At 73.8% G+C, this 25,959-nt stretch carries 28 protein-coding genes; 17 read left to right on the top strand and 11 right to left on the bottom strand.

Annotated features, from left to right (window positions below; genetic code table 11):
- The first annotated feature begins 271 nt into the window (after window positions 1-271).
- From ACYVKY_RS00710 to ACYVKY_RS00655, 12 genes are all read left to right on the top strand, one after another.
- Complete coding sequence (locus tag ACYVKY_RS00710; RefSeq protein ID WP_460433068.1) at window positions 272-1,408, top strand: ROK family transcriptional regulator; 1,137 nt, start codon at window positions 272-274, stop codon at window positions 1,406-1,408.
- A gap of 109 nt (window positions 1,409-1,517) precedes the next feature.
- A complete protein-coding gene (locus ACYVKY_RS00705; protein ID WP_460433067.1) occupies window positions 1,518-2,801 on the top strand; it encodes a type 2 periplasmic-binding domain-containing protein in 1,284 nt (427 codons plus the stop codon).
- 103 nt (window positions 2,802-2,904) lie between these two features.
- Window positions 2,905-3,882, top strand: coding sequence for a carbohydrate ABC transporter permease (locus tag ACYVKY_RS00700; protein ID WP_460433066.1), 978 nt, complete (start codon window positions 2,905-2,907; stop codon window positions 3,880-3,882).
- Window positions 3,879-4,823 carry a carbohydrate ABC transporter permease gene (locus tag ACYVKY_RS00695; protein WP_460433065.1) on the top strand — a complete coding sequence of 315 codons (945 nt, stop codon included), beginning with the start codon at window positions 3,879-3,881 and terminating at the stop codon, window positions 4,821-4,823. Before ACYVKY_RS00700 ends, ACYVKY_RS00695 begins: the two co-directional genes overlap by 4 nt.
- Before the next feature lie 2 nt (window positions 4,824-4,825).
- Entirely contained in the window at window positions 4,826-6,295 is a 1,470-nt protein-coding gene (locus tag ACYVKY_RS00690; RefSeq protein WP_460433064.1) for a glycoside hydrolase family 3 N-terminal domain-containing protein, read from the top strand.
- Window positions 6,292-7,260 (top strand): ROK family protein, encoded by a 969-nt coding sequence (locus tag ACYVKY_RS00685; RefSeq protein ID WP_460433063.1) that lies wholly within the window; start codon window positions 6,292-6,294, stop codon window positions 7,258-7,260. Before ACYVKY_RS00690 ends, ACYVKY_RS00685 begins: the two co-directional genes overlap by 4 nt.
- Window position 7,261: 1 nt before the next feature.
- The gene (gene nagB, locus ACYVKY_RS00680; protein WP_460433062.1) at window positions 7,262-8,059 is read left to right on the top strand and encodes a glucosamine-6-phosphate deaminase; all 798 of its coding nucleotides are present in this window, start codon (window positions 7,262-7,264) and stop codon (window positions 8,057-8,059) included.
- A gap of 164 nt (window positions 8,060-8,223) precedes the next feature.
- Entirely contained in the window at window positions 8,224-8,847 is a 624-nt protein-coding gene (locus tag ACYVKY_RS00675) for an AIM24 family protein (protein WP_460433061.1), read from the top strand.
- 14 nt (window positions 8,848-8,861) lie between these two features.
- Window positions 8,862-9,554: an AIM24 family protein gene (locus ACYVKY_RS00670; protein WP_460433060.1), complete on the top strand. Its 693-nt coding sequence runs from the start codon at window positions 8,862-8,864 to the stop codon at window positions 9,552-9,554.
- Window positions 9,551-10,318, top strand: coding sequence for an AIM24 family protein (locus tag ACYVKY_RS00665; RefSeq protein WP_460433059.1), 768 nt, complete (start codon window positions 9,551-9,553; stop codon window positions 10,316-10,318). Before ACYVKY_RS00670 ends, ACYVKY_RS00665 begins: the two co-directional genes overlap by 4 nt.
- 94 nt (window positions 10,319-10,412) lie before the next feature.
- Window positions 10,413-11,162, top strand: a complete 750-nt coding sequence (locus ACYVKY_RS00660; protein ID WP_460433058.1) for a hypothetical protein — start codon at window positions 10,413-10,415, stop codon at window positions 11,160-11,162.
- Window positions 11,163-11,189: 27 nt separating this feature from the next.
- A complete protein-coding gene (locus ACYVKY_RS00655; RefSeq protein WP_460433057.1) occupies window positions 11,190-11,357 on the top strand; it encodes a hypothetical protein in 168 nt (55 codons plus the stop codon).
- Between the two features lie 25 nt (window positions 11,358-11,382).
- Here the strand turns inward: ACYVKY_RS00655 and ACYVKY_RS00650 are convergent, their stop codons facing one another.
- The 3 genes from ACYVKY_RS00650 to ACYVKY_RS00640 form a co-directional block, all read right to left on the bottom strand.
- Entirely contained in the window at window positions 11,383-11,826 is a 444-nt protein-coding gene (locus ACYVKY_RS00650) for a Fur family transcriptional regulator (protein ID WP_460433056.1), read from the bottom strand.
- On the bottom strand, window positions 11,823-12,098 hold the full coding sequence (locus ACYVKY_RS00645) for an HU family DNA-binding protein (RefSeq protein ID WP_460433055.1): 276 nt from the start codon (window positions 12,096-12,098) through the stop codon (window positions 11,823-11,825). The genes ACYVKY_RS00650 and ACYVKY_RS00645 overlap by 4 nt, the downstream gene beginning before the upstream one ends.
- Before the next feature lie 89 nt (window positions 12,099-12,187).
- Window positions 12,188-12,391, bottom strand: coding sequence for a cold-shock protein (locus ACYVKY_RS00640; protein WP_460433054.1), 204 nt, complete (start codon window positions 12,389-12,391; stop codon window positions 12,188-12,190).
- A 282-nt stretch (window positions 12,392-12,673) separates the two neighbouring features.
- On the opposite strand from ACYVKY_RS00640, the gene ACYVKY_RS00635 reads away from it, so the two are divergent.
- The 5 genes from ACYVKY_RS00635 to ACYVKY_RS00615 all read left to right on the top strand — a co-directional run bounded on the left by ACYVKY_RS00635 (window position 12,674) and on the right by ACYVKY_RS00615 (window position 17,487).
- Complete coding sequence (locus tag ACYVKY_RS00635) at window positions 12,674-13,537, top strand: YndJ family protein (protein WP_460433053.1); 864 nt, start codon at window positions 12,674-12,676, stop codon at window positions 13,535-13,537.
- A 249-nt stretch (window positions 13,538-13,786) separates the two neighbouring features.
- The gene (locus ACYVKY_RS00630) at window positions 13,787-15,481 is read left to right on the top strand and encodes a metallophosphoesterase family protein (protein ID WP_460433052.1); all 1,695 of its coding nucleotides are present in this window, start codon (window positions 13,787-13,789) and stop codon (window positions 15,479-15,481) included.
- 64 nt (window positions 15,482-15,545) lie between these two features.
- The gene (locus ACYVKY_RS00625) at window positions 15,546-15,722 is read left to right on the top strand and encodes a hypothetical protein (RefSeq protein WP_460433051.1); all 177 of its coding nucleotides are present in this window, start codon (window positions 15,546-15,548) and stop codon (window positions 15,720-15,722) included.
- Between the two features lie 144 nt (window positions 15,723-15,866).
- Window positions 15,867-16,487: a DUF47 domain-containing protein gene (locus ACYVKY_RS00620; RefSeq protein ID WP_460433050.1), complete on the top strand. Its 621-nt coding sequence runs from the start codon at window positions 15,867-15,869 to the stop codon at window positions 16,485-16,487.
- Window positions 16,488-16,491: 4 nt separating this feature from the next.
- Entirely contained in the window at window positions 16,492-17,487 is a 996-nt protein-coding gene (locus tag ACYVKY_RS00615) for an inorganic phosphate transporter (RefSeq protein WP_460433049.1), read from the top strand.
- A 30-nt stretch (window positions 17,488-17,517) separates the two neighbouring features.
- Here ACYVKY_RS00615 and ACYVKY_RS00610 read toward each other — a convergent pair whose 3' ends face one another.
- The 8 genes from ACYVKY_RS00610 to mshD all read right to left on the bottom strand — a co-directional run.
- Window positions 17,518-17,694 carry a hypothetical protein gene (locus tag ACYVKY_RS00610; RefSeq protein WP_460433048.1) on the bottom strand — a complete coding sequence of 59 codons (177 nt, stop codon included), beginning with the start codon at window positions 17,692-17,694 and terminating at the stop codon, window positions 17,518-17,520.
- An 89-nt stretch (window positions 17,695-17,783) separates the two neighbouring features.
- Complete coding sequence (gene pstB / locus ACYVKY_RS00605) at window positions 17,784-18,563, bottom strand: phosphate ABC transporter ATP-binding protein (protein ID WP_460433047.1); 780 nt, start codon at window positions 18,561-18,563, stop codon at window positions 17,784-17,786.
- Between the two features lie 48 nt (window positions 18,564-18,611).
- Window positions 18,612-19,688, bottom strand: coding sequence for a phosphate ABC transporter permease PstA (gene pstA, locus ACYVKY_RS00600; RefSeq protein WP_460433069.1), 1,077 nt, complete (start codon window positions 19,686-19,688; stop codon window positions 18,612-18,614).
- Window positions 19,689-19,693: 5 nt separating this feature from the next.
- Window positions 19,694-20,653, bottom strand: a complete 960-nt coding sequence (gene pstC, locus ACYVKY_RS00595; RefSeq protein WP_460433046.1) for a PstC family ABC transporter permease — start codon at window positions 20,651-20,653, stop codon at window positions 19,694-19,696.
- 105 nt (window positions 20,654-20,758) lie between these two features.
- Window positions 20,759-21,874 carry a phosphate ABC transporter substrate-binding protein PstS gene (gene pstS / locus ACYVKY_RS00590; protein ID WP_460433045.1) on the bottom strand — a complete coding sequence of 372 codons (1,116 nt, stop codon included), beginning with the start codon at window positions 21,872-21,874 and terminating at the stop codon, window positions 20,759-20,761.
- Window positions 21,875-22,098: 224 nt separating this feature from the next.
- Window positions 22,099-23,025, bottom strand: a complete 927-nt coding sequence (locus tag ACYVKY_RS00585) for an NUDIX hydrolase (RefSeq protein ID WP_460433044.1) — start codon at window positions 23,023-23,025, stop codon at window positions 22,099-22,101.
- A gap of 28 nt (window positions 23,026-23,053) precedes the next feature.
- Window positions 23,054-25,267, bottom strand: a complete 2,214-nt coding sequence (locus ACYVKY_RS00580) for a polyphosphate kinase (protein WP_460433043.1) — start codon at window positions 25,265-25,267, stop codon at window positions 23,054-23,056.
- 90 nt (window positions 25,268-25,357) lie between these two features.
- Window positions 25,358-25,959: mycothiol synthase (mshD, locus tag ACYVKY_RS00575; RefSeq protein ID WP_460433042.1), on the bottom strand; the 602-nt coding region annotated here is incomplete at its 5' end.

The following is a 25,959-nucleotide window of genomic DNA, read 5'->3' as shown; positions in this document are numbered from 1 at the left end:
CCGGCACCGTCCTGCTCGCCGACGGCTTCTCCTGCCGCACCCAGGTCGCCGACCTCGCCGACGCGCCGTCCACCACCCTCGCCCAGCTCCTCGCCTCCCGCCTGCCCTGACGCCTCGTCCGGCCCCTGCGCGTTTCCCCAGTTCAGTGTCGAAGGTGCCACTGGAGTACGTGGACCTCCACCACTGCAGTGGCACTTCCGTCACTGAACTAGCGAAACGATCGGGTGACGGGGGTTGACACGGAGTAAGTAAGGACCCTGTACTAACCCCCGTGACGACACGACGCGCGGTGCGGCGCCCGGCCCGGACGGGGGCCAAGGTGCTGCCCGAGGACGTCCGCCGGCACAACCGCTCGCTCGTGCTGCAGACGCTGTTCGACAGCGGTCCCGCCTCGCGCGCCGACCTGTCCCGGGCCACCGGCCTGACCCGCGTCACCGTCAGCGACCTGGTCGGCGAGCTGCTGGCCGAGGACCTCGTCACCGAGCTCGGCGCCCGTCCCGGCACCCGCGTCGGCAAGCCGGCCACCCTCGTCGGGCTGCGGCACGACGCCTGCCAGGTGGTGGCGGTCGACCTGTCCGAGCCCGACCGGTTCCACGGGGCGGTCACCGACCTCGGCGGCGAGATCGGCGTCCGCGCCTCGCTCGACCTGCGCGGACGCACGGGGGCCGATGCCGTCGCCCTGGTCGAGGAGCTCGTGCGCGGCCTGGTGGCCGAGGCGCACCGGCCGGTGCTGGGGGTCGGCGTCGCCAGCCCCGGTCTGGTCGACGACGACGGCGTGGTGCTGCAGGCCCCGAACCTCGGGTGGCACGCGGTGCCCCTGACGAGCGTGCTGGGCGAGCGGCTCGACCTGCCCGTGCACGTGGCGAACGACGCGAACACCGCGGTGATGGGGGAGTACACGTTCGGGCAGAGCGCCTCCCACGCGCTGATGCTGGTGCGGGTCGGACGCGGCCTGGGTGCGGGGCTGGTGCTCGACGGACAGCTGCTCGCCGGTCAGCACCTGGCTGCGGGCGAGATCGGGCACCTGGTGGTCGACGCCGACGGCGCCGCGTGCGCGTGCGGGCGCCGCGGCTGCCTCGAGACCGTGCTGTCCGTCCCCTCGCTGCAGGGTGCGCTCGCCGCGCGCGGCCGGACCGCCGCCGACGAGGTGCTGGCCCGCGCAGGTCGTGCCCTCGGCGTGGCGCTCGCGCCGGTGCTGAGCGCGCTCGACCTGCGCGAGGTCGTGCTGAGCGGGCCGGCCGACCTGCTCGACGGCGCGCTGTCGAGCACCGCGCTCGAGGTGCTGCGCGAGCGGTGCATGCCCGTGGTGGGCGAGGACGTCCGGCTGCGGATGCCGACGCACGGCGACGACGTCGTGCTGGCGGGTGCGGCCGGTCTGGTGCTGTCGGGCCAGCTCGGGGTGTCGTGAACGACGTGTCGACGACGAGAACGCGATGTGGGTCGAGAAGTGGTGCGCTGCAAGGACTACGACCCGGAGCAGTGGGCTCCGGGTGTGGGTGCGTCGTAGGAGGAAGACCGTGAAGACGTTTCGACTGGCCGCCGTGGCGGTCGCATCGGCGCTCGCGCTGACCGCGTGCGGCGGCAGCGGCGAGGCCACCGGCGAGGACCCGTCGGAGGGCGGCGCCGCCGCCCCCGAGCAGCTGCGGGTGTGGCTCGTGGGCACCGACACGCCGCAGGAGGCGCGTGACTACCTCGAGCAGACCTTCGAGGACGCCCACGAGGGCACCGACCTCGTCATCGAGGAGCAGGTGTGGGACGGCCTGGTCGACAAGCTGACCACGTCGCTGTCGGGCAGCGACAGCCCTGACGTGGTCGAGGTGGGCAACACGCAGGCGGTGGCGTTCACGTCCGTCGGCGCGTTCATGGACCTGTCCGACAAGAAGGAGGAGCTCGGCGGCGACGACCTGCTCGAGGGCTTCGTCGAGTCGGGCACCTACGACGACACGTTCTACGCCGCGCCGTACTACGCCGGTTCGCGGCTCGTGTTCTACCGCAAGGACCTGCTGCAGGCCGCAGGTCTCCAGCCGCCGACGACCCTGGAGGAGTACGTCGCCGCCGGGAAGGCGCTGCGGGACGCCAACGGCGGCGGGCAGTTCTCGGGCATCTACTTCCCGGGGCAGGACTGGCGCAACGCGCTTCCCTACATCTGGGGGGCGGGCGGTGACCTCGCGGTGCAGGACGGCGACACCTGGAAGGGCGCGCTGTCGACGCCGGAGTCGATCGAGGGCCTCGAGATGGTCCAGCAGGTGATGACCGACGCGTCGGGCGCCGCCAAGGACGGCAACGAGGTCGACCCGCAGGTGCCCTACTGCGCCGGCCAGATCGGCATGCTGTCGGCGCCGGGCTGGGTCGAGGGCAGCATCCTGTCGGCCGAGACCGGGTGCCCCGACGCCGAGGCGAACCTGGGCGTCTTCGCCCTGCCGGGTGAGACCGCCGGCGAGACCGCGCCGATCTTCCTCGGTGGCTCGAACATCGCCGTCGCGGCGAAGTCGAAGGCGCCGGACCTGGCCTACGAGGCGCTGCAGATCATGCTGAGCGACGAGTACCAGACGATCATGGCGCAGAACAACCTGGTGCCGGCCAAGACGAGCCTGATCTCGCAGATGCCGGACGGGCCGACCAAGGCGGCCACCGAGGCGGCCGCCAGCAACACCAAGCTGACCCCGGCCGCGCCGGGCTGGGCCAACGTCGAGTCGGACAAGATCCTCGAGGACCTGTTCGTCCAGATCGCCCAGGGCGGTGACGTCGCGAGCCTCGCGGCCGCTGCCGACGAGAAGATCACGGCGGCCCTCAACCGCTGACGGGAGCCGACCTGTCGGACCCCGACGGCCCTGTGCCGCAGGGCGTCCGACAGGTCGGTACCCCGGCAGCCCGCAGGACACGAGCAGCAGCAGGAGGTGGGAGATGGCCGCGCAGGTGGAGGCGGTGACCGCGGCGACGGGCCCGGCCGGCGGGGTGCCGGCAGGTGGTGCGACGGGCCGTCGGGGCGCGCGGCGCCGCCGTGCGGGGTTCCTGCCCCTGCTGCTGCTCGTCCCGTCGGTCGCGGTCCTCGTCGGGCTGACCGGCTGGCCGCTGGTGCGCCTGCTGGTCATGTCGACGCAGGAGTACGGCCGCGCCCAGGTCTTCGGTGCGCCACCGGAGTTCGTCGGGCTCGACAACTACACGGCGGTGCTCGGCGACCCGGTGTTCTGGCAGGTGCTGGCGCGCAGCGTCGCGTTCTGCGCGGTCAACGTCGCGCTGACGATGACGCTCGGCATGCTCATCGCGCTGCTGCTGACCCGGCTCGGCACGCTGATGCGGCTCTCGGTGACGATCGCCCTGCTGCTCGCCTGGGCGATGCCGGCGCTGACCGCCGTCGTCATCTGGGGCTGGATGTTCGACTCCGACTACGGCGTCGTCAACTACGTGCTGACCGAGGCAGGCGGCGACTTCATCGGCCACTCCTGGCTGATCCAGCCGCTGTCGTTCTTCGCCGTCGCCACCATCGTCGTGACGTGGCAGTCGATCCCGTTCGTGGCCTTCACGCTCTACGCAGGGCTGACGCAGGTGCCGGGCGAGGTGCTCGAGGCCGCACAGCTCGACGGCGCCGGCCCGGCCGCACGCTTCCGCCGCATCGTGGTGCCGCTCCTGAAGCCGGTGATCATGATCCTGCTGATCCTCCAGATCATCTGGGACCTGCGGGTGTTCACGCAGATCTTCGCCCTCCAGGACGACGGCGGCATCGCGTCCGAGACCTCGACGATCGGCGTGTACATCTACCAGGTGGGTGTCGCGCAGGGGAACTTCGACACCGGCAGCGCCATCGCGGTCATCCTCGTGGTGATCATGCTCGGCGCGTCCTTCGTCCACGTGAACCGCGTGCTGCGGGAGGAGACGCTGTGACCGCCACGATCGCCCGGGACGGCGCGCCACCGGCCGCCGCGTCGAAGCGGCGCGGCCCGGCAGGCACGCCGCGCCGCGTCCCCGCACGCCGTCGCCGCACGCCCCGCCAGCTGGTGCAGCGCGCCCTGCTGACCCTCGCCGGCCTCGTCGTGGTCGTCTGCTCGGCGTTCCCCGTCTACTGGATGGTCAGCACCTCGCTGCTGCCGAACCGCGTGATCCGCAGCACCGAGCCGACCTTCGTGCCGCTGGACGGGTCGTTCGACAACTATGGCCGCATCCTCGAGGGCGGCGGCCAGTTCCCGTTCACGCAGGCGCTGCAGACCTCGCTCACCGTGACCGGCCTGACCGTCGCGTGCGCGCTCGTCATCGCGCTGATGGCCGCCCTGGCGGTGACGCGCTTCAGCTTCCTCGGCCGCCGCGGCTTCCTGCTGGTGATCCTGGTCGTCCAGATGATCCCGGGCGAGGCGATGATGATCTCGCTGTTCCAGCTGCTCGACGGCGCCGAGCTCACCAACACCGTCCTCGGCCTGACCGCCGTGTACGTGGCCACCGTGCTGCCGTTCACGATCTGGATGCTGCGTGGCTTCGTCGCAGGGATCCCGGTCGAGCTCGAGGAGGCCGCGATGATCGACGGCTGCAGCCGGTTCCGCTCGTTCCGCTCGATCACGCTGCCGCTCATCGGACCCGGGCTGGTCGCCACGGGCGTGTTCGCGCTGATCCAGGCCTGGAACGAGTTCGTGATCGCGCTGGTGCTGATGAACCGCCCCGACCACCTGACGCTGCCGGTGTGGCTCCGCTCGTTCAAGCAGGTGAACAGCGGCACCGACTGGGGCGCGATCATGGCCGGCTCGACCCTGATGACCATCCCGGTGATCGTCTTCTTCCTGCTCGTGCAGCGCCGGATGGCGTCGGGCCTGGTCTCCGGGGCCGTGAAGGGCTGATGGTGGACGCGACGCTGGGCCGGCTGGCCCACCGGGTGCTGATGGGCGCCTTCGACGGGGCCACCGTGCCCGACCGCACCCGCCGCGAGCTCGAGCGCGGCCTCGGGTCGCTGTGCCTCTACGGCGCGAACCTCACCGGCACGGACGACGTCCGTTCGCGCGTGGGCGATCTCGCGGCGGCGCTGCACGAGGTCGACGCCGACGTGCTCGTCACGCTGGACGAGGAGGGTGGCGACGTCACCCGGCTGCACTACCGCCACGGCAGCCCGCACGCGGGCGCGGCCGTGCTCGGCCGCGTCGACGACCTCGACCTCACCCGCGCCGTCGCCCGCGACCTCGGGCACGACCTGCGCGGCGTCGGCGTCGGCCTCGACCTCGCGCCGGTGGTCGACGTGAACTCCGTCGCCGAGAACCCGGTGATCGGCGCGCGCAGCCTGGGCGCCGACCCGCAGCTCGTGGCCCGGCACACCACCGCCTGGGTCGGGGGGCTGCAGCAGGCCGGTGTCGGAGCGTGCGTGAAGCACTTCCCGGGCCACGGGGCCACCAGCGTCGACTCCCACCTGGGCCTGCCGACCGTCGACGAGCCCCGCGAGGTGCTCGACGCCCGCGACCTGCCGCCGTTCGCCGCCGCGGTCGCCGCCGGCACCGTGGCGGTGATGACGTCGCACGTGCTGCTGCCCGCGGTCGACCCGCACCTGCCGGCGACGCTGAGCGCGTCGGTGCTGCGGCTGCTGCGCGACGACCTCGGCTTCGACGGCCTGCTCGTCACCGACGCGCTCGACATGGCCGGTGCCAGCGCCGGTCGCGGCATCCCGGCCGCCGCGGTCCTCGCGCTCGCGGCGGGCGCCGACCTGCTCTGCCTCGGCCCCGCCCACACCGGCGACGAGACCGATCAGGTGGTCGCGGCCGTCGTCGACGCCGTCCGCGCGGGCGAGCTCGCACCCGACCGGCTCGAGCACGCGGCGCACCGGGTCGAGGTCGCGCTGGCGCGGGTGGCTGCGCTGCGCGACGCGGCCTCCGGGGACGCAGACCTCGCGGCCTCCCGCGAGGCCGCCGCGCGCGCGGTCGAGGTGAGCGGGACGCTGCCGCGCCTGGCCGACGCGCTCGTGGTCCGGCTCGACGCCGGTTCGAACCTCGCCGTCGGGCACGTGCCCTGGGGCGCGTCCGCCTCCGGGGCCCTCGCGGCAGGGTGCGTCCACGACCTCGGACCGGACGGCGACCTGCCCGACGGCGGGCGCGGCCGTCCGGTGGTCGCCCTGGTGCGCGACGCGCACCGCCACCCCTGGGTGCTCGACCGGCTGGCCACGCTCGCCTCGCTGACCTCCGCGCTCGTGGTCGCCGAGATGGGTTGGCCCGCCGACGACCTCGAGCGGCTGGTACCCGAGGGGGCGGTCGTCGTCCGCACCTGGGGTGCGGGCGCCGCGTCGTCGCAGGCGCTGGCGGACCTGCTGGCCGGGGCAGGTGCGGCGTGAGCGCGGCCTACGTGGTCGGCGTCGACGTCGGCGGCTCGAAGGTGCTCGCGACCGTGGTCGACGACCAGCTGCAGGTGCGCGGGCGGTTCCGCCGCGACACCGTCCCCGGTGCGGCGGGCGTGCGCGACAGCGTCGCCGACGCCGTCGGCGCCGCCCTCGCCGACGCCGGCCTGCGGCCGGACGACGTGCGCGCGACCGGCCTCGGCGTCCCCGGCCTGGTCGCCCCGGGCGGCACGGCCGTCGCTCTGGCGGTCAACCTCGGTCTCGGCCGCGAGCCGCTCGACCTCGCCGAGCTGCTCGACGGCGTCGTGCCCGGGCCCGTCTCCGTCGAGAACGACGTGAACGCGGCGGCGCTCGGGCTGCACGCGCTCGACCCCGACCTCGGCGACCTCGCGCTGCTGAGCGTCGGCACCGGCCTGGCCGCCGGTCTGGTCGTCGACGGCGAGCTGCACCGCGGCGGCGCCGGCGCGGCCGGCGAGATCGGCCACCTCCAGGTGGACCCGCGCGGCCCGATGTGCCGGTGCGGGCAGCGCGGCTGCCTCGAGGTCGTGGCGTCCGGCCAGGCGCTGCTGCGCGAGTGGCCCGTCCCCGCGGGGACGTCTGCGGCGCAGGCGGTCTGGTCGGCGGCGCAGGAGGGCTCGCGCCGCGCCCAGGGGCTGCGCAGCCGGCTCGTCGGCGGGCTCGCCTCGGCCGTGCGCCTGCTCGTGCTGTCGTGGGACGTGCCCCGCGTCGTGCTCGCCGGCGGGGTCACCGACCTGGGGGAGCCGCTCGTCGACGCCGTGCGGCGACGCCTCGCCGACGAGGCGTCGCAGTCCGAGCTGCTGGCCGCGCTGCGGCTGCCGGAGCGGGTGCAGCTGGTGCCCCCCGGTGTGCGCGACGTCGGCGCGGTCGGTGCCGCCGCCGCGGCCCAGCGCGCCGCGACCGAGGGTGCGCGCGTCCTGCACCTCGCCGGGGCGGGTGAGTGAGGTGGAGGTCATCGTCCTGCCCGACGAGCGCGCGGTCGCGGTCACCGCGGCCGACGTCGTCACCCGGCTGGTGACGGGCCGGCCGCGGGCCGTCCTCGGGCTGGCCACCGGGTCGAGCGTGCTCGGCCTCTACGACGAGCTCGCGACCCGCGTCGCGTCCGGTGCGCTGTCCCTGCGGGAGGTGCGCGGCTTCCTGCTCGACGAGTACGTCGGGCTGCCGCCCGGGCACCCGCAGTCGTACCGCAGCGTCATCGCGGCCGAGCTGCTCGCACGCGTCGACGTCGCCGACGGCGCGGTGCGCGGTCCGCAGGCCGAGCGGGTCGACGTCACCGCCGCGTGCGCCGAGTACGAGGCGCTCATCACCGCCGCCGGCGGCATCGACCTGCAGCTGCTCGGCATCGGCACCGACGGGCACCTGGCCTTCAACGAGCCGGGGTCCTCGCTCGCGTCCCGCACCCGGATCAAGACGCTGACGCCGCGCACCCGCGCCGACAACGCCCGGTTCTTCGACTCCCCGGACGAGGTGCCGCACCACGTGCTCACCCAGGGGCTCGGGACGATCCTCGAGGCCCGGCACCTGCTCCTGCTGGCCACGGGCGAGCGCAAGGCCGAGGCCGTCGCGGCGATGGTCGAGGGCCCGCTGGCCGCCCGCTGCCCGGCGTCGGTGCTGCAGACGCACCGGTACGCCACCGTCCTGCTCGACGCCGCCGCGGCCTCGCGGCTCGAGCTGCTCGACTACTACCGCGACGTCGCGGCCGCCAAGCCGGCCTGGCAGGGCCTCGGACCACCCTCGCAGTGACCTCCGGCGGCTCGCGCGGGACGGCAGGACCCGTTGCGCCGCAACCCGTCCCGGTGACCGTCGGGGCACCTGTGGCCGACGACCACCGGGGCGCCACCTCGCTCTGCTAGCGTCGCCCCCGTCCGAGGAGCGGCCCGGTCCGGAGGCCGCTCGGGGAGGGGTCCATGGCACAGCTGAGGATGAACGGGCACCGCGTGCTCGAGGCCCACCTGCAGAACACGATGGTCAAGGCCATCGCCGGTTCGATGGTGGCGTACGAGGGCCAGGTGCAGTTCAAGAAGGCCAGCTTCGGCGGCGGCGAGGGCGTCATGGCGGGCCTCAAGCGCCGCGCCACCGGCGAGTCGCTGTCGCTGATGGAGTGCGGCGGTCACGGCGTCGTGTACTTCGCGCTCGACGCGCAGGACATCACGATCGTCGACCTGAACAACGACCAGCTGCAGGTCGAGTCGCAGCAGCTGCTCTGCCTGGCGGGCAACCTGCGCACCGACGTCCGGTTCACCGGCGTGCGCGGGGTCAGCACCGGCCAGGGCCTGTTCACCACCACGGTGGCCGGCCAGGGCCAGGTCGCGCTGCTCTCGGCCGGCGGGCCGCTGATCGGCCTGCAGGTCGACAACCAGAACCCGCTCGTCGTCGACCCCGACGCCTTCGTCGCGGCGCACGGCCAGCTCAACCAGTCGTTCATCACCGACGTCTCCTGGGCCAACGTCATCGGCGAGGGCAGCGGCGAGCCGTTCTCCCTCCGCTGGGACGGCCACGGGGTCGTCTACATCCAGCCGGCCGAGCGCTGAGGGGGACGCAGACGGTGTTCGAGAAGGTCAACAACAAGGTCGTCAAGGTCAACCTGGGCGCCGGCCCGGTGCTCGCCCGCAAGGGCGCGATGCTGTTCTACAACGGCGACGTCAACTTCGTCCCCGCCAACGCCGGCGGCATGGCGGGCGCCATGGGCGCCATGCAGGGCGGGGGCATGGGCGGCATGATGGGCGCCGCCACCCGCGGCATGGCCGGCGAGAACGTGGTCATGATGTCGGCGCAGGGGCAGGGCGAGGTCTACTACGGCCTCGGCGGTCTCTACGTCACCGTCGTGCAGCTGCAGGGCGGCACGCTCGTCGCCGAGGCCAGCAGCCTGCTCGCCCACAGCGCCAACCTGCAGTCGTCGGTGGTCTCGCTCGCCTCCCAGGGCGGCGGGGGCGGCGGCCTGCGCGGCATGATCCGCGGCGCGGTCACCGGCCAGGGCATGTGGACCACGCAGCTGTCCGGCCAGGGCAGCGTGGTGCTGCTCAGCCACGGCGGCACCATCGAGCTGATGGTGCGTCCCGGCGGCGGCACCGTCGTCGACCCGCAGGCCTACGTGGGCCACACCGGCAACGTCCGCCTCGACCTGTCCGCGAACGTCGGCTGGCGCGAGGCCGTCGGCCGCGGCTCCGGCGAGGCGATCCAGCTCAAGCTCGACGGCGACGGCGTCGTCTACGTCCAGGCCTCGGAGGAGAAGCTGTGAACACCACGGTGCACACGGCGCAGTCGCTGCCGCAGAACGACAACGTCCCCGAGAACAACTACGCCTGGTCGATCGAGATGACGCCGGGGCGGCCGTGGTTCATGTCCAAGGGCGCGATGATCGCGTTCTACGGGCAGATGCAGTTCACCGCGATCCGCGCCCGCGGCCTCGCGCAGAACATCATGCACATGGTCGCCAGCCAGTTCTCCTCGCCGCTGTACGCCCAGGACTGGGTGGTGGCCGAGGGCCACGGCAAGCTCGTCATCGGCGACCGCGGGTTCGACATCAACTCCTTCGACCTCGACAACGGCAACCTGACGATCAAGGCGTCCAACCTGCTGGCGTTCGACAGCGGGCTGGCCCTGAACCAGTCGATCGTCCCCGGGTTCGTCACCCTGGTCGGGTCGGGACGCTTCCTCGCGTCCTCGTCCGGGCCGGTGATGTTCGCCGAGCCGCCGCTGCGGGTCGACCCCGAGGCGCTGCTCGGCTGGGCCGACTGCCCCAGCCCGAGCCACCACTACGACGCCGGCTGGATGGCGGGCTTCCTCGGTGGCGCGATGGCGATGTTCGGGGCCTCGTCCGGCGAGGAGCGCCAGTTCGACTTCACCGGTCAGGGCACGATCCTGATCCAGTCGAGCGAGGCGATGCGGTCCGACCGCGACATCATCCAGACCATCGAGGGCCAGCTCGGCCTGGTCGGGACGGGCGGGCTGCAGCGCATCCAGGCCTCGATCCAGCAGCGCCTGGCGCAGAACCAGTACTGAGCAGCACCAGCCACCGTGCCCGTGCCCTCCGGCGCCGCGTCCACCGCGGCGTCGGGGGGCACCGGCATGCTGGGCGGGTGCTGAGGGGGGTGCCGTGCTGAGGCTCACCGCGTCGGTCGCGGCCGCCGTCGTGGCGGCGGCAGCCTCCGCGCTGCTGGCGCTGTCGTCGGCGCGGGTGGTGCGCCTGTCGCGCACCGAGCTGGTCACCGCGATCGTCGTGGTGGCGGTGCTGGCGGCGGCCTCGACCACCGCCCAGGCGGTCTCCCAGTGGCGGGCGCGCCGGGTCGGCGCGCGCCGCGAGGCGGCTGCGGTCGTGCTCGACGGCGCGGCCTGGGCGGTCGTCGACGCCACCGGTCTCGACTACCGCGACCTCGGCCTGGCGGCCTACGTGGTGCGGCGCCCGCCGCTCGCGCCGTGGACCCGGCGCCTGCACCGCGTGCACCGGGTGCGGGCGCGACGACGCCCCACGGCGTCGGGGGTCACCTGGCGGCCGGGCAAGGGCGTGATCGGGGCGTGCGTCGAGCAGGGGCAGGTGGTCGCCGTCGACGTGCGCGCCGACCACACCGCGATCTGGCCGTGCACCCGCGAGGAGTGGGAGACCGGTGTGGTGCCGCCCGAGATCCGGCTGGGTCTGAGCTGGCCCGAGTTCCTCGACGTGCGGGAGAAGTACGACGTCGTGGTGGCCACCCCGATGCTCGACGCGAGCGGGTCGGAGACCCGCGTGGTCGGGTGCGTGGCGCTCGACGGCCCGGCCGGGTCGCTCGACCGGCTGTCGGCCGACGACGTGCTCGCGCTGCTCGACTCGGCCGCGACGAGCCTGCTCGTGACCGCACGGAACGGGTAGCATGGGCGAGGACGCGAGGAGGACGCCATGAACCGCGAGCAGCCGGTGCGCAGCAGCCTGGTGGTGCGTCCCGTGGTGCGCTCCGAGCGCGGGCGCCGCGCCCTCGAGGCGTCGCTGCGCAGGCTCGGCGTCGACGAGCGCACCCTGGCCGACCTCGCCTCCGGCGACCGCCGGTCGGCCGCGCGCCCGGCCTGACCGGGCTCCCCGGCAGGCCCGGCCCTCAGTCCGTCGAGCAGCTCGCGCAGGTCCCCGACAGCGCCACGTGCGCGGGCTCCACGCGGAACCCGGTCGTGTCGCGCACCCGCTCGACCGCGTCGTCCAGCAGGTCGCCCGGCAGGTCGACGACCCGGTCGCAGCTGCGGCAGCGCGCGTGCAGGTGGTCGTCGGCGCCGGGGTCGGCCAGGTGGTAGGCGGTCGTGCCGTGCGAGTGCACGTGCGACACCACGCCGAGGTCGGCGAGGGTGTCGAGCGTGCGGTACACGGTGGCCCGGTGCACGCCCGGGTCGAGCCGGGCGACCTCGGCGCCGACGTCCTCGGCGCTCGGGTGCCCGTCGAGCCCCGCCAGCGCGGCGACGCCCTCGCGGCGCGGCCGGGTCAGGCGCTGGCCGTGCGCGCGCAGCACCCCCAGCGCGCGCTCGCCCGGGTCCGACGCCGGCCCGCTCACCGCCCGGCGGCCTCCTTGAGCCTGCTGCCGGCGGTCACCTTGACGCCGTGGCCGGCCGGGATGTCGATCTCCTCGCCGGTGCGGGGGTTGCGGCCGGTGCGCGCGGCGCGCTCGACCCGCTCGACCGTGAGCAGGCCGGGCAGCTGCACCTTCTCGCCGCGGCCGACGGCCTCGAGCAGCACGCGGTCGAGCTCGGCCAGCACCGTGTCGACCGACGCGGCGCTCAGGCCCGAGGACTGGGAGATGGTGGACACGAGCTCCTTGCGGTTCATGCCCGCACACTAACGGGCGCACGCACGAGGGCCCCCACCGTGTCGGTGGGGGCCCTCGGTGTCGCTCGGGCTTCGAGGCCCGGTGCGCGTCAGACCGGGCGGACGCTCTCCGCCTGCGGGCCCTTCGGGCCCTGGGAGATCTCGAACTCGACGCGCTGGTTCTCGTCCAGGCTGCGGTAGCCGTCGGACTGGATGGCCGAGAAGTGGACGAAGACGTCGGCGCCGCCGCCGTCCTGGGCGATGAACCCGTAGCCCTTCTCAGCGTTGAACCACTTGACAGTGCCCTGAGCCATGCTGGCCATTCTCCTTGTGTCGGGCGGTGTTCGGGGTCAGCACCTCGCTGGCCCCGGGCTGCTGCACCCCGTCGCCGTCCACATCCGGGCCATCTGGCTCGGACACGGAAAACGCCCGCGGCATCACACTCCGCGGGCGTTCTACAACGTGCCACAAACTGCAACTGCAACCAGGGAAGACGCTAGCACAGCGGGACGGCGTGTGAACCCCCGCGGATCGGTCTTTCCGGACGCCCCCGGGCGAGGCGGGCGGGCGCCGTCACGGACGGTAGTTTCGCGGCCGTGACGTGGTTGATCGGGGTGCTCTGCGCGGTCGGGATGGTCGTCGTGGTCCCGCTCGGGCTGCGCCTGCTCGGCGGGCGCGAGGACCCGCTCGTCGCAGCGTGGGCGCGGGTGTGGCCGGTCGCGGGCGCGGTGGGCGCGCTGTCGATGCTGCTGCCGCGCGGCGGCCTGGCGGCCGGGCTGGCGCTGCTCTACGCCGGCGCGACGCTCGCGCTGGCCCTCACCGCCCCGGTGCGGCTGTGGCGCACCCGCTCGCTCGCACCCGCCGAGGTCGCCGTGCTCACCGCGCTGGTCACGCCGGCCGTCGCCGGCGTCTCGCTCGTGGCCGAGCGCGCCGGCGTCGACCTGCTCGGCTTCGAGCCGGTGGTGCTCGCCCTGACGGTCGCCCACTTCCACTTCGCCGGGTTCGCCGCGGCGCTCGTCGCCGGGCTCGTCGCGCACGCGGCGGGGTCGCCGGTGGCGTCGGCCGCCGCGCTGACCGTGCCCGCCGGGACGCTGCTCGTCCTGCTCGGGTACTTCCTGGGCGACGGCGTGGAGCTCGCCGGCGCCGCGGTGCTGACGGCGGGCATGTGGGCGGTGGCCTGGCTGACCTGGACCCGGGTGCGCACGCGCACCCGCGACCGGCTCACCCGCGCGCTGCTCGGCACCAGCGCGCTCGTGCTGGTCGCGACGATGCTGCTCGCGCTGTCCTGGGCGGCCGGGCACGTCCGGGACGCCGTCCCGTACCTGCCGCTGACCTGGATGGTCGCGACCCACGGCGTCGCCAACGCCCTCGGCTTCGCCGTCTGCGGGCTGCTCGCCTGGCGTCGGCTGCGCGACGAGGACGACGCGGCGGCACGGGCCTGCGCGGTCGCCACCGGCTGAGCCGCCGCCGGTGCGCCCGTAGGGTCGGGGCGTGCCCGCCCCGCCCACCGCGCCGCCCCGCGACGTCGCCGTCGTGCACGCGCCCGTCCGGGTGGATCGCGGGCGACCCGCCGGGGGGCTTGCGTCGTCGACACGATCTGGTGGCATGATTGAGCAGGCAACGACCTCGCGGTCGTTCCTGTCGGCGCCCGAGACGAGGACTCCCCCCTTCCCCGTCCCGGGCGCCGACGCGTTCCCGGGGGTCCGCGCGTGACCACGCCACCCCCGGACGAGGCCACCCCCTCCCCCGAGCCCGCCCCCGAGCCTCCCGCCCGGCCCCCGCTGTGGCGCCGGCCCGGCGTCGTCCGCGCCCGCACCGTCGCGCTGCTGGCCGCCGTGGCCCTCCTCGGGGCGGCCGTCGGGTGGGCGCTGGCGCCGTCGGCGACCGTGCAGGTGGGGCCCCTCGGCGTCCGGCTGCAGGCCAGCGTGCTGGCCGACCACCCCGCCCAGATCGACCTGCCGCCGGTGGGCCAGGTCGGCTTCGACAGCCACCGCGGGCCGCTCGGGGTCAGGGCCTCGGTCGAGTCGGTCGACGTCGCCGCCGCCGAGGACCTGCTCGACTCCTCGACCGCGCTGTCCGACCTGGCCGCGACCGCGCCGGGCGAGGTGCGCTCCGGCGTCCTGCAGGCGCTCGGGTGGGCGGTGGGGTGCGCGCTCGTCGGGTCGGGGCTGGCGGCCGGGCTGGTCTACCGCTCCCGCCGGCGCGCGGCGCAGGCGGTCGGGGTGACGCTCGTGCCGCTGGTGGCGTGCGGCCTGCTCGCGGGCATCACCTTCGACCCCGCCTCGCTCGACGAGCCGCGGTTCACCGGCCTGCTCTCGCGCGCCCCGTACCTCGCCGGCGAGGGGCGCTCGGTGGTCGCGCGGCTGGAGTCGTACCGCAGCGGCGTCGCCGACATGGTGCGCAGCGTCACCACGCTGTACACGGCGGCCGACGAGCTGCCGGTCATCGACGACGACGAGGTGACGACCGTCCTGCACGTCAGCGACATCCACCTCGGCCCGCAGGGCTACGACCTGGCCGACCAGCTGATCGAACAGTTCGGCGTCGACGTCGTCGTCGACACCGGCGACGTCACGACCTGGGGCACCGCCGTCGAGTCGGGCACCCTGAGCCGGATCGGGCGGCTCGGCGTCCCGTACGTGTTCGTGCGGGGCAACCACGACTCGGTGCTCACCGCCGCCGCGGTCGCCGAGCAGGGCGCGTACGTGCTCGACGGCGAGGCGGTGACGGTCGACGGGCTCACCTTCGCCGGCATCGCCGACGGCCGGTTCAGCCCGAGCTCGGGCGAGCTCGACATCGACGCGGCGCGCGAGACCGCCGGCGAGCAGGCGGCGGAGCTGGCGTCGGTGGTGCGGGCGACGAACCGCACGGGCGACGACGTCGACGTCGCCCTGATCCACGACCCGAGCCGGCTCGACCCGCTGCTCGGCACCGTCCCGCTGATCCTGTCCGGGCACTACCACTCGCGGACCGTGCGGCTCGACGAGTCGGGCACCCGGGTGATGGTGCAGGGTTCGACCGGCGGGGCGGGCATCACCCAGGGCGCGCTCGACAGCATCGAGCGCGGCGAGCCGGTGCCGCTCGAGGCCTCGCTGCTGTACTTCGCCAAGTCCGGCGAGGACGCCGGTCGCCTGGTCGGGTGGGACGACGTCACCGTCGGCGGGCTCGGCCTGTCGTCGGTGCAGATCGACCGGACGCTGGTCACCGACGAGCTCGAGGAGGCGCCGCCGGAGCAGGAGCCCACCGCGCCGCCGGAGCCCGCGGACGACGCCGACCCCACCGACCCGACGGACCCGGACGACTCGGACGACCCGGGCGCGCCGACCACGCCGACCGGCGCCGGCGCCACGTCCGCACCCACCAGTTGGTCCATTCGGCACCCGGGCCGTGAGCACGCGGCGTAGGGTCGAGCAGGGCCGCGGGACCAGTGGGTGGCTGGAGCCGAGCGGCACCGTGGAGGAGCGCGTGATGGAGCGACCGGCGTCCTTTTCGGACGACGACCTCGCGGACGAGATCGAGCTGTACGGGGACCTGGTGGTCGCAGCCAGCGCGCAGGAGACGGCGCTGACCCCGCACGAGATCGACTCCGCGCTGGGTGTGGACGGCGCCGCCGACGGCGGCGCCAAGGACGCGCCCGCGGACTGACGGACCCGGGGCGCCCGGCCGGGTGACGCCCGGGTGGACGACAGGTGACGCCCGGGTTGCCGTGGCGGCCCGATCCTGCTCTAGCCTGTCGTGGGCTCGCAGCACCCTGCGGGTCTCGCCCACCCCCACACCCGGAGAGACCCCGTGCGCCTGCGCCTGACTCCCCAGGACACCAGCTTCTTCGACCTGTTCGCCGCGCAGGCGGCGACCCTGGTCGAGGGCGCCTCGATGCTGGCCGAGCTGCTCGGCGAGGACCAGGAGGGGCGCGAGCGCATCGCCCAGGACCTGCGCGACGCCGAGCACCGGGCCGACGAGGCCACCCACGCGATCATGCGGCGGCTGAACTCCTCGTTCATCACCCCGTTCGACCGCCAGGACATCTACGCGCTCGCCAGCGGCCTCGACGACTGCATGGACGACATGGAGGCCGCGGCCGACCTGATCGTCCTGTACAAGGTCGGCGAGCTGCCCGCCGGCATCGCCGACCAGGTGGCCGTGCTGCAGCGCCAGGCCGAGGTCACGGCCGACGCCATGCCGCGGCTGCGCGCGCTCAAGGACCTCGCCGACTACTGGGTCGAGATCAACCGGCTCGAGAACCAGGCCGACCGCACGTACCGCAAGCTGCTCAGCGAGATGTTCGAGAACACCGAGGACGCGATCCGGCTGATCAAGCTGCGCGAGATCGTCGGCGAGCTCGAGTCCGCGGCCGACGCCTTCGAGAAGGTCGCCCACACGGTCGAGACGATCGCGGTCAAGGAGTCCTGAGCCGGTGGAGCTCGCCCTCGTCGTCCTGGTGATCGCGATCGCCCTGACGTTCGACTACACCAACGGCTTCCACGACGCGGCCAACGCCATCGCCACCTCGGTGTCGACGCGCGCGCTGACGCCGCGGGTCGCGCTCGCGATGGCGGCGGTCTTCAACCTGATCGGCGCGCTGCTCGGCGAGGGCGTCGCCAAGACGATCGGGTCCGGGATCATCGACCCCGGCGGCGGCCACCAGGGCCTGGTCATCGTGATGTCCGGCCTGCTGGGCGCCATCGCCTGGAACCTCATCACCTGGTGGCGCGGGCTGCCGTCGTCGTCGTCGCACGCGCTGATCGGCGGGCTCGCCGGAGCGGGCATCGCGGCCGCCACGACCGTGCACTGGGACGTCATCCTCACCAAGGTGGTCATCCCGATGATCGCCTCGCCGCTGGTCGGTTTCGGCCTGGCGTACCTGCTGATGGTCGGCATCCTGTGGGCGTTCCGGCACTCGGTGCCCGGTCGCACGAACCGCCGGTTCAAGATGGCGCAGACCGTCTCGGCCGCCGCGATGGCGCTCGGCCACGGCCTGCAGGACGCGCAGAAGACGATGGGCGTCATCGTCCTGGCGCTGGTGGCGGGCGGGTACCACGAGGGCACCGACATCCCGCTGTGGGTGAAGCTCGCGGCCGCGCTCGCGATCAGCGCCGGCACCTACGCGGGCGGCTGGCGGATCATGCGCACCCTCGGCCGGCGCATCATCGAGCTCGACCCGCCCCGCGGCTTCGCGTCCGAGACGGTCGCGGCCTCGGTGCTCTACACGACGGCGTTCGCGTTCCAGGCGCCGATCTCGACCACGCACACCATCACCTCGGCGGTGATGGGCGTCGGCGCCACCAAGCGCGCCTCGGCGGTGCGGTGGGGCGTGGTGCGCGAGATCCTCACCGCCTGGGTGCTGACGATCCCGATGGCAGGGCTGTCGGCGGCCCTGTTCTACGGGATCGCCCACCTGCTCCTGGGCTGACCGACCGGCCCGACCCCGGAACCGGACCGGTCAGACCCGGTCGACGGTGCCGCTGCTGCCGCGGCCGACCTTGAGCCAGCCCCACACGGCGGTGGCGACGAACAGCACCGCCGCGACCGCGAGGAGCCACAGCAGGCCCTTGATCACCACGCCCAGCAGGGCGAGCACGAGCCACAGGACGAGCAGGCCGATCAGCAGGTTCTTCACCTCTCCACCCTCGCACCGGCCGCGCCGAGACGCACGACGGGCCGCGGCCCCCGGAAGGACCACGGCCCGCGGCGGACGAGGGTGTCGACTCAGCCGAACCGACCCGAGACGTAGTCCTCCGTGGCCTTGTTGCTCGGGGTCGAGAACATCGTCGAGGTGTCGTCCATCTCGATCAGGCGGCCGGGCTTGCCGGTGCCCTCGATGTTGAAGAAGCCGGTGTAGTCGCTCACCCGCGCGGCCTGCTGCATGTTGTGGGTGACGATGACGATCGTGTACTGCTCCTTGAGCTCGTTGATCAGGTCCTCGATCGCGAGCGTCGAGATCGGGTCGAGCGCCGAGCACGGCTCGTCCATGAGGAGCACCTGGGGCTGCACGGCGATCGCGCGGGCGATGCACAGGCGCTGCTGCTGACCGCCGGACAGGCCCATGCCGGGCTTGTCGAGCCGGTCCTTGACCTCGTTCCAGAGGTTGGCGCCCACGAGCGACTTCTCGACCAGCTCGTCCATCGCCTTCTTGCTGGTGCGCTTGGCGTTCAGGCGCTTGCCGGCGACGACGTTGTCGTAGATCGACATCGTCGGGAACGGGTTCGGGCGCTGGAACACCATGCCGACCTGGGTGCGGACGAGCACCGGGTCGACGCCCGGGCCGTAGAGGTTCTGGCCGTCCATGACGACCTTGCCCTCGACCCTGGTGCCGGGGATGACCTCGTGCATGCGGTTGAGCGAGCGCAGGAAGGTCGACTTGCCGCAGCCCGACGGGCCGATCAGCGCGGTCACCTTCCGGGGCTCGATGGTCATGTTGACCTGCTCCACGGCCTTGAACGAGCCGTAGTAGATGTCCAGGTCCGAGACCTCGATGCGCTTGGCCACAGTGGGTTCCTTCGTCTCTCGGTGCGTGTCGCGGAGTTCGGGGCCGTGTCAGCGGCCGGTCTTGGGGGAGAAGACGCGCGAGACCAGCCGCGCGACCACGTTCAGCAGCATGACGATCAGGATGAGCGTGAGGGCCGCTGCCCAGGCCCGGTCGAGGTAGGCGTCCCTGTCCACCCCCGGCTGGGTGTACTGGTAGTAGGAGAACACCGGCAGGCTCGCCATCCGGCCCTCGACGAACGGGTTCACGTTCAGGCTGGTCGTGGTGCCGAGGGTGATGAGCAGCGGGGCGGTCTCGCCGATGACGCGGGCGATCGCGAGCGTGACGCCGGTCGCGATGCCGGCCAGCGCGGTGGGGATGACGACCTTGACGATGGTGCGCCACTTCGGGACGCCGAGGGCGAACGCGGCCTCGCGCAGCTCGTTCGGCACCAGCTTGAGCATCTCCTCGGCCGACCGCACGACCACGGGGATCATCAGCACCGACAGCGCCACCGCGCCCGACAGGCCGCTGCGGGTGCCGGGGCCGAGCAGCAGCTCGAACAGCGCGTAGGCGAACAGGCCGGCGACGATCGAGGGGATGCCGGTCATCACGTCGACGAAGAACGTGATCGCCTTGGCCAGGCGTCCGCGGCCGTACTCGATCAGGTAGATCGAGGTGAACAGGCCGATCGGCACCGAGATGGCGGTGGCGAGCAGCGTGACGACGAGGGTGCCGATGATCGCGTGGTACGCACCACCGCCCTCGCCGACGACGCCGCGCATCGAGTAGGTGAAGAACTCGGCGTCCATCCGCGAGATGCCGAGCCGGACGACCGTGTACGCGACCGAGACCAGCGGGGCGAGCGCGAGCAGGAACGCCGTGGCCACCACGCCGGTGACCGTGCGGTCGACCGCCTTGCGCCGGCCCTCCACGGTGCGCGAGGCGACGTGGATGCCCACCAGGTACACGACGAAGGCGATCGCCGCGGCGGCCGCGACGTTGCCCACCACGACCCAGCCGACGACGGCGCCGACCGCCAGCGCGGTCGCGACGAGCGCCGGCGGCACCCACCGGGGCAGCGTGCGGTGGTCGGTGAGGACGGCCGCGGCGCTCGTGGGCGGCAGCTGGTCGGGGGCCTTGGTCAGGGTGGTCACGCGTCGGCTCCGGAGAAGGCGGCCCGGCGGCTCACGATGTACCGGGCGAGCATGTTGACGCCGAGGGTGATGACGAACAGCGCCAGGCCCGAGGCGATCAGGACGTTGACGTCGAGGCCGCTGGCCTCGGGGAACGACAGCGCGATGTTCGCCGCGATCGTCGAGGGGTTCTGCCCGGTGATGAGGTTGAACGACACCAGGCCGGGGGAGACCGACAGGATGATCGCGACGGCCATCGTCTCGCCGAGCGCCCGACCGAGGCCCAGCATCGAGGCGCTGACGATGCCGGAGCGGCCGAACGGCAGCACCGTCATCCGGATCATCTCCCAGCGGGTGGCGCCGAGCGCCAGGGCCGCCTCCTCCTGCAGCCGCGGGGTCTGCAGGAAGACCTCGCGGGTCACGGCGGTGATGATCGGCAGGATCATCACGGCCAGCACGACACCCACGGTCAGCATCGTCCGGCCGCTGCTCGCGGCGGGGCCGGCGAAGAACGGCAGGAAGCCGAGCGTGCGCTCGAGCCACGCGCTGACCTCCGCGACCCGGGGCGCCAGCACGGCGATGCCCCACAGGCCGAAAATGATCGAGGGCACCGCGGCGAGCAGGTCGACCAGGTAGCCGAGCGCCGACGCCAGCCGGCGCGGCGCGTAGTGCGAGATGAACAGCGCGATGCCGATCGACAGCGGCGTCGCGATGAGCAGGGCGATCGCCGCCGACAGCAGCGTCCCGAAGATCAGCGGCCCGACGTAGGCGACCAGGCCCTTCCCGCCCTCGACCTCCTCGGCCGGCGCGGTCAGCGCCGGCAGCGCCTCGCCGACCAGGAAGGCGGCGACGCCGGCCAGCACGAGCAGGATCAGCACGCCCGCGCCGAGCGCGGTGCCCGAGAACACCAGGTCGCCGGTGCGGCGGACCGGCGTCCCCTCGCGGGGTGGTCGCTTCTCGATGACGTCGTGGCTCACGGCCGGTGGGTTCCTTCCGGGTGCTGCTGGGGCTGCGCTGGGTGCCCTCGGGGGGCGGGGTGGCGGGCGCCCGGCCGGACCGGGCCGGGCGCCCACCGTGGTGCGTCAGCCCGCGGCGGTGATCGCCTCGATGGCGGCCTCGGCCTTGGTGCGCGCGTCGGCCGAGATCGGGGCGGCACCGGCGGCCTCGGCGGCGGCGGACTGCCCCTCCTCGCTCACGACGTAGGACAGGAACGCCTTCACCAGGTCGGCCTGCTCCTGGCTCTCGTACTGGGTGCAGGCGAGGTGGTACGACACCAGCACGATCGGGTAGACGCCGCTCTCGGCGGTGTCGCGGGCCAGGTCGATCGCGTAGTCGAACTCGCCGCGGTCGGCCACCGGCTCGGACGCGTCGACGACGGCGGCGGCGGCCTCCGGCGACGGCGCGACGTACTCCTCGCCGACCTTGACGTTCACCACGCCGAGGTCGCCCGCGCGGGACAGGTCGACGTAGCCGATGTAGCCGTCGCCGGCGGTCACGGCGTCGACCATGCCCGAGCTCTGGTTGGCGCCCTCGCCGCTCTGCAGCGGCCACACGCCGTCGGGCTCCTCGGTCCACACCTCGGGCGCGGCCTGGTGCAGGTAGTCGGTGAAGTTGTCGGTGGTGCCGGAGTCGTCCGAGCGGTGCACGGGGACGATCGGGGTCGCCGGGAGGGTGGCGTCGGGGTTCTCGGCGGCGATCTCCGGGGCGTCCCACGAGGTGATGGCGCCGGTGAAGATGCCGGCCAGGACCTCGGCCGACAGGTTCAGCTCGTCGACGCCCTCGAGGTTGAAGATGACGGCGATGGGGGAGACGTAGTTCGGCATCTCGATGACCTCGCCGCCGCACTGCTCCTGCGCCGCGGTGAGCTCGTCGTCCTCGAGGTAGGCGTCCGAGCCGGCGAACTGCACGGCGCCGGCGGCGAACTGCTCGCGGCCACCGCCCGAGCCGACCGGGTCGTACGCGACGTTCGCGTCGGGGTTGGCGTCGCCGAAGGCGGCGATCCACGCCTCCATGGCGGCACCCTGCGAGCTCGCGCCCGCGCCGTTGAGGTCGCCCGAGACCTCGGTGCCGGCACCGGCGCCGTCGCCGCTCGACTCGCCGGAGGAGCCGCCCTCGTTGGCCGGGGCGCAGGCCGCCAGGCCGAAGGCGAGGACGACGGCGGCGGGGAGGGCCGCACGGCCCAGGATGGAGCGCTTCACGTGGGAGTACCTCTCACTGAGGAGGGGCCCGCGCTCGTGCGCCGGGCCCGCTGGGGCTTGACGTCGTCGACGCTAGGGAGAGCAGGTGGACTGCAGGACCGCGCACGGTGAACCGCCGGTGAACGGGCCGGGAACGGTGGGCACCCGCGGAGCACGGATCTCGACGCGGTCACGGCGCGGGTGGTAGGGCGCCGAGGACGACCCGGACGAACCGGACGGGCGGGTCAGACCACGCGGGACGCGTGCCGCTCGACGGCGACGACCCGGCCGGAGCGGTGCGAGACGTGCGCGACCAGGAGCTCCCCGGGGGCCAGGAACGGGTCCTTGGCGGGCAGGTCGCCGGCGCGGCCGACCTCGGCGTTGCCGGCGAGCGAGCCGAGGACGGTGCCGAGCACCGGGCGGTGGGTGCAGACGACCACCGCGCGCCGCTTGCCGAGCAGCTTGGCGAGCAGCGAGGCGGTGCCGTGCCGGTCGCGCCGGTGGCCGTCCTCGCTCAGCACCTTCTTGGTGCGCAGCTTGGTGCGGAACACGCCCCCGTGGGCGGCCAGGAACGGCTCGACGGTCTGGGTGCACCGCGTCCACGGGCTCGACACGACCCGCGCCGGGCCGTAGGCGGCGAGGGTGTCGACCACGGCCAGGGCCTGGTGCCGCCCGGCCTGCACCAGCGGGCGCTCGGCGTCGGCGTGCGCCCACGAGCTCTTCGGGCGCGCGTGGCCGTGCCGCAGCACCAGCAGGGGGAAGGTGCGCAGGCCGCCCTCCTCGTAGGCCTCGACCAGCGCCAGCAGCTGGGTGCGGTCGGCCCGGCGGGTCAGCATCCTGTCGGCCTGCGGCACCTCGACCCACCGGCACTCGTCGACCTCGTCGGGGTTCGGCGGGTCCGGCAGGTCGCCGCCCGGGGCGGCCGCGGCCCAGTAGCGCACGGACTTCGGGGTGCCCTCGCCCACGGTGTAGTGCGCGCTGGGGAGCGGGCGGCCGAGGGTGATCCGCAGGCCCGTCTCCTCGAGCACCTCGCGCACGGCGGTCGCCGGCACCGACTCCTCGCCCTCCTGCTTGCCCTTGGGCCAGGACCAGTCGCCGTACCGGGGCCGGTGCACGAGCAGCACCTGCAGGCGCCCGCCCTTCTCGCGCCAGACCACGGCTCCGGCCGCCACGACCGGCGGCCGTCGTCCCCCCGCCACGTCAGCGTCGCCGCGCGACGCGTCGGGTCGAGCGCTCCTCGATGAGGGCGGCCTGCAGGTCGCGCAGCGGGACGCCGTCGGGGTCGACCTGGTGGCCGGACCAGCGGCCGTCGGGGCCGAGCCGCCAGGCGGCCGTGCCCTCGTCCATCGTCAGGTCGAGCAGGTGGTCGAGCTCGGCGAGGTGGCCGGGGTCGGTCAGCCGCACCAGCGCCTCGACCCGGCGGTCGAGGTTGCGGTGCATCATGTCGGCGCTGCCGATGTAGGTGACGGGGTCGCCCCCGCCCGCGAACGCGAACACCCGCGAGTGCTCGAGGAAGCGGCCGAGCACCGAGCGCACCCGGATGTTCTCCGACAGCCCCGGCACGCCGGGCCGCAGCGAGCAGATGCCGCGGACGACGACGTCGACGGGGACGCCGGCGGTCGAGGCGCGGTACAGGGCGTCGATGACCTCCTCGTCGACCATCGAGTTCACCTTGATCCGCACCCGCGCCGGGCGTCCGGCCTCGTGGTGGGCGACCTCCTCCTCGATGCGCCGCACGAGCCCGCGCCGCAGCGACCGGGGGGCCACCAGCAGCCGGCGGTAGGCCGTCTTCGGGGCGTAGCCGGAGAGCTGGTTGAACAGCCGGGTGAGGTCCTCGCCGACCTCGGCGTCGCAGGTGAGCAGCCCGAGGTCCTCGTACAGCCGCGCCGTCTTCGGGTTGTAGTTGCCGGTGCCGACGTGGCAGTAGCGCCGGATGCCGTCGGACTCCTGGCGCACGACCAGCGACAGCTTCGCGTGGGTCTTCAGCCCGACGATGCCGTACACGACGTGGACGCCCGCCTGCTCGAGCTTGCGGGCCCAGGAGATGTTCGCCTGCTCGTCGAAGCGGGCCTTGATCTCGACCAGGGCCAGCACCTGCTTGCCGGCGTCGGCGGCGTCGATGAGGGCGTCGACGATCGGGGAGTCGCCCGAGGTGCGGTACAGCGTCTGCTTGATCGCCAGCACCCGCTTGTCGGCGGCGGCCTGCTCGAGGAACGCCTGCACCGACGTCGAGAACGAGTCGTACGGGTGGTGCAGCAGCACGTCGCCCTTGCGGATCGCGGCGAAGATGTTGCTCGGCTTGGAGCTCTCGCGCCCGTCGGTGAGGTGCGGGTGCGTCTTCGGGACGAACTTCGGGTAGTGCAGGTCGTGCCGGTCGACGTCGGCCACCGCGTTGAGGCCGCGCAGGTCGAGCGGCTCGGGGAGGGTGTAGACCTCGGAGTCGGTGACGCCCAGCTCGCGCACGAGCAGGTCGCGGACGCGGTCGCCGACGTCCTCGGACAGCTCGAGCCGCACGGGCGGGCCGAACCGGCGGCGCAGCAGCTCCTTCTCGAGCGCCTGCAGCAGGTTCTCGGCGTCGTCCTCCTCGACCTCGACGTCCTCGTTGCGCGTCACCCGGAAGGTCTTGTGCTCGACGACCTCCATACCCGGGAACAGCTGGTCGAGGTGCACCGCGATGAGGTCCTCGAGGCCGAGGAACCGGGTGGTGCGCACGTGGTGGGTGCCGCTCGCGGCGACCTCGGGGTCGACGGGGTCGGGCTCGACCTCGACGAACCGCGGCAGCAGGGGCGGCACCTTGACCCGGGCGAAGTGCTCGGTGTCGGTGCTGGGGTTGCGCACCACGATGGCGAGGTTGAGCGACAGGCCGGAGATGTAGGGGAACGGGTGGGCCGGGTCGACCGCCAGCGGCGTGAGCACGGGGAAGACGCGCTCGGCGAAGATCTCGTGCAGGCGCTCGCGCTCGGTCGCGGACAGCGAGTCCCAGGTGACCAGGTGGATCTGCTCGTCGGCCAGCGCCGGCCGCAGCACCGTGGCGAACAGCTCGGCGTGCCGCTCCATCAGCGCCTTGGCGCGCGCGGCGATCGCGTCGAGCACCTCGCGCGGCTCGAGGCCGGACGCGGCGGTGACGGCCAGGCCGGTCGCGATGCGGCGCTTCAGGCCGGCCACGCGGACCATGAAGAACTCGTCGAGGTTGCTGGCGAAGATCGCGGTGAACCGGACCCGCTCGAGCAGCGGCAGCGAGGCGTCCTCGGCCAGCTCGAGCACCCGCTCGTTGAAGGCCAGCCAGCTCAGCTCGCGGTCGAGGAACCGGTCGACCGGCAGCTCCTCGCGCTCGTCGGCGTCGGGCTCGGGCGCGAGGGGGACCCGCGGGGGCGTGGACGCGCGCGGTGCTCCTGCCCTCGCCTGGGTGGTCATGGGGTCAGTGTGGCACCGGAAGGTGAACGCTTCACGAGGGGCGAGAACGAGCCCTCGCGGACGTCCCGCCAGGTGGTCGCCAGGTGGTCGTCAGGTGGTCGCGAGCCGGTAGCGGACGTCGACGTGGGCGACCTCGAAGCCCTGCCGCTCGTAGAGCCGCTCGGCGGGCGCGTTGTCGGCCTCGACGTAGAGCAGCACCGTGCGGAGCGGCTCGCCCCGCGGGTCGCGGGTCGAGGCCAGGTGGGCCAGGCCCGCCTGCAGCAGGGTCGCGCCGAGCCGGCGTCCCTGCGCGGAGGGGTCGACGCCGAGCACGTACACCTCGCCCGCCGCCGGCCCGTCGGCCGTCGCCGGGTGCACCTTCGTCCAGTGGAAGCCGAGCAGGCGGCCGTCGGCCTCGTCCTCGGCGAGCAGGAAGCCGGCCGGGTCGAACCACGGCTCGGCCTCGCGCTCGCGCAGGTCGTCGAGGGTGGTGCGGCCCTGCTCGGGGTGGTGCGCGAACGAGGCCGCGTTCACCTCCAGCCACGCCTGCTCGTCCTGCCCGACGACGAACGGCCGCAGCCGCACACCCGGCGCGGGGTCGGACGCGGCAGCGTCGTCGGGCGTCAGGGGGCGCCGCATCTGCCGCAGCTCGCGCACCCGCTGCGCACCGAGCCGCCGCGCCAGCGCCGAGGCGCCGGGCGCGTCGCCGTGCG

Source organism: Angustibacter speluncae, from assembly GCF_054777815.1.
The sequence above is the reverse complement of the archived record's forward strand: the minus strand, read 5'-3'. Positions and strand labels throughout refer to the sequence as shown.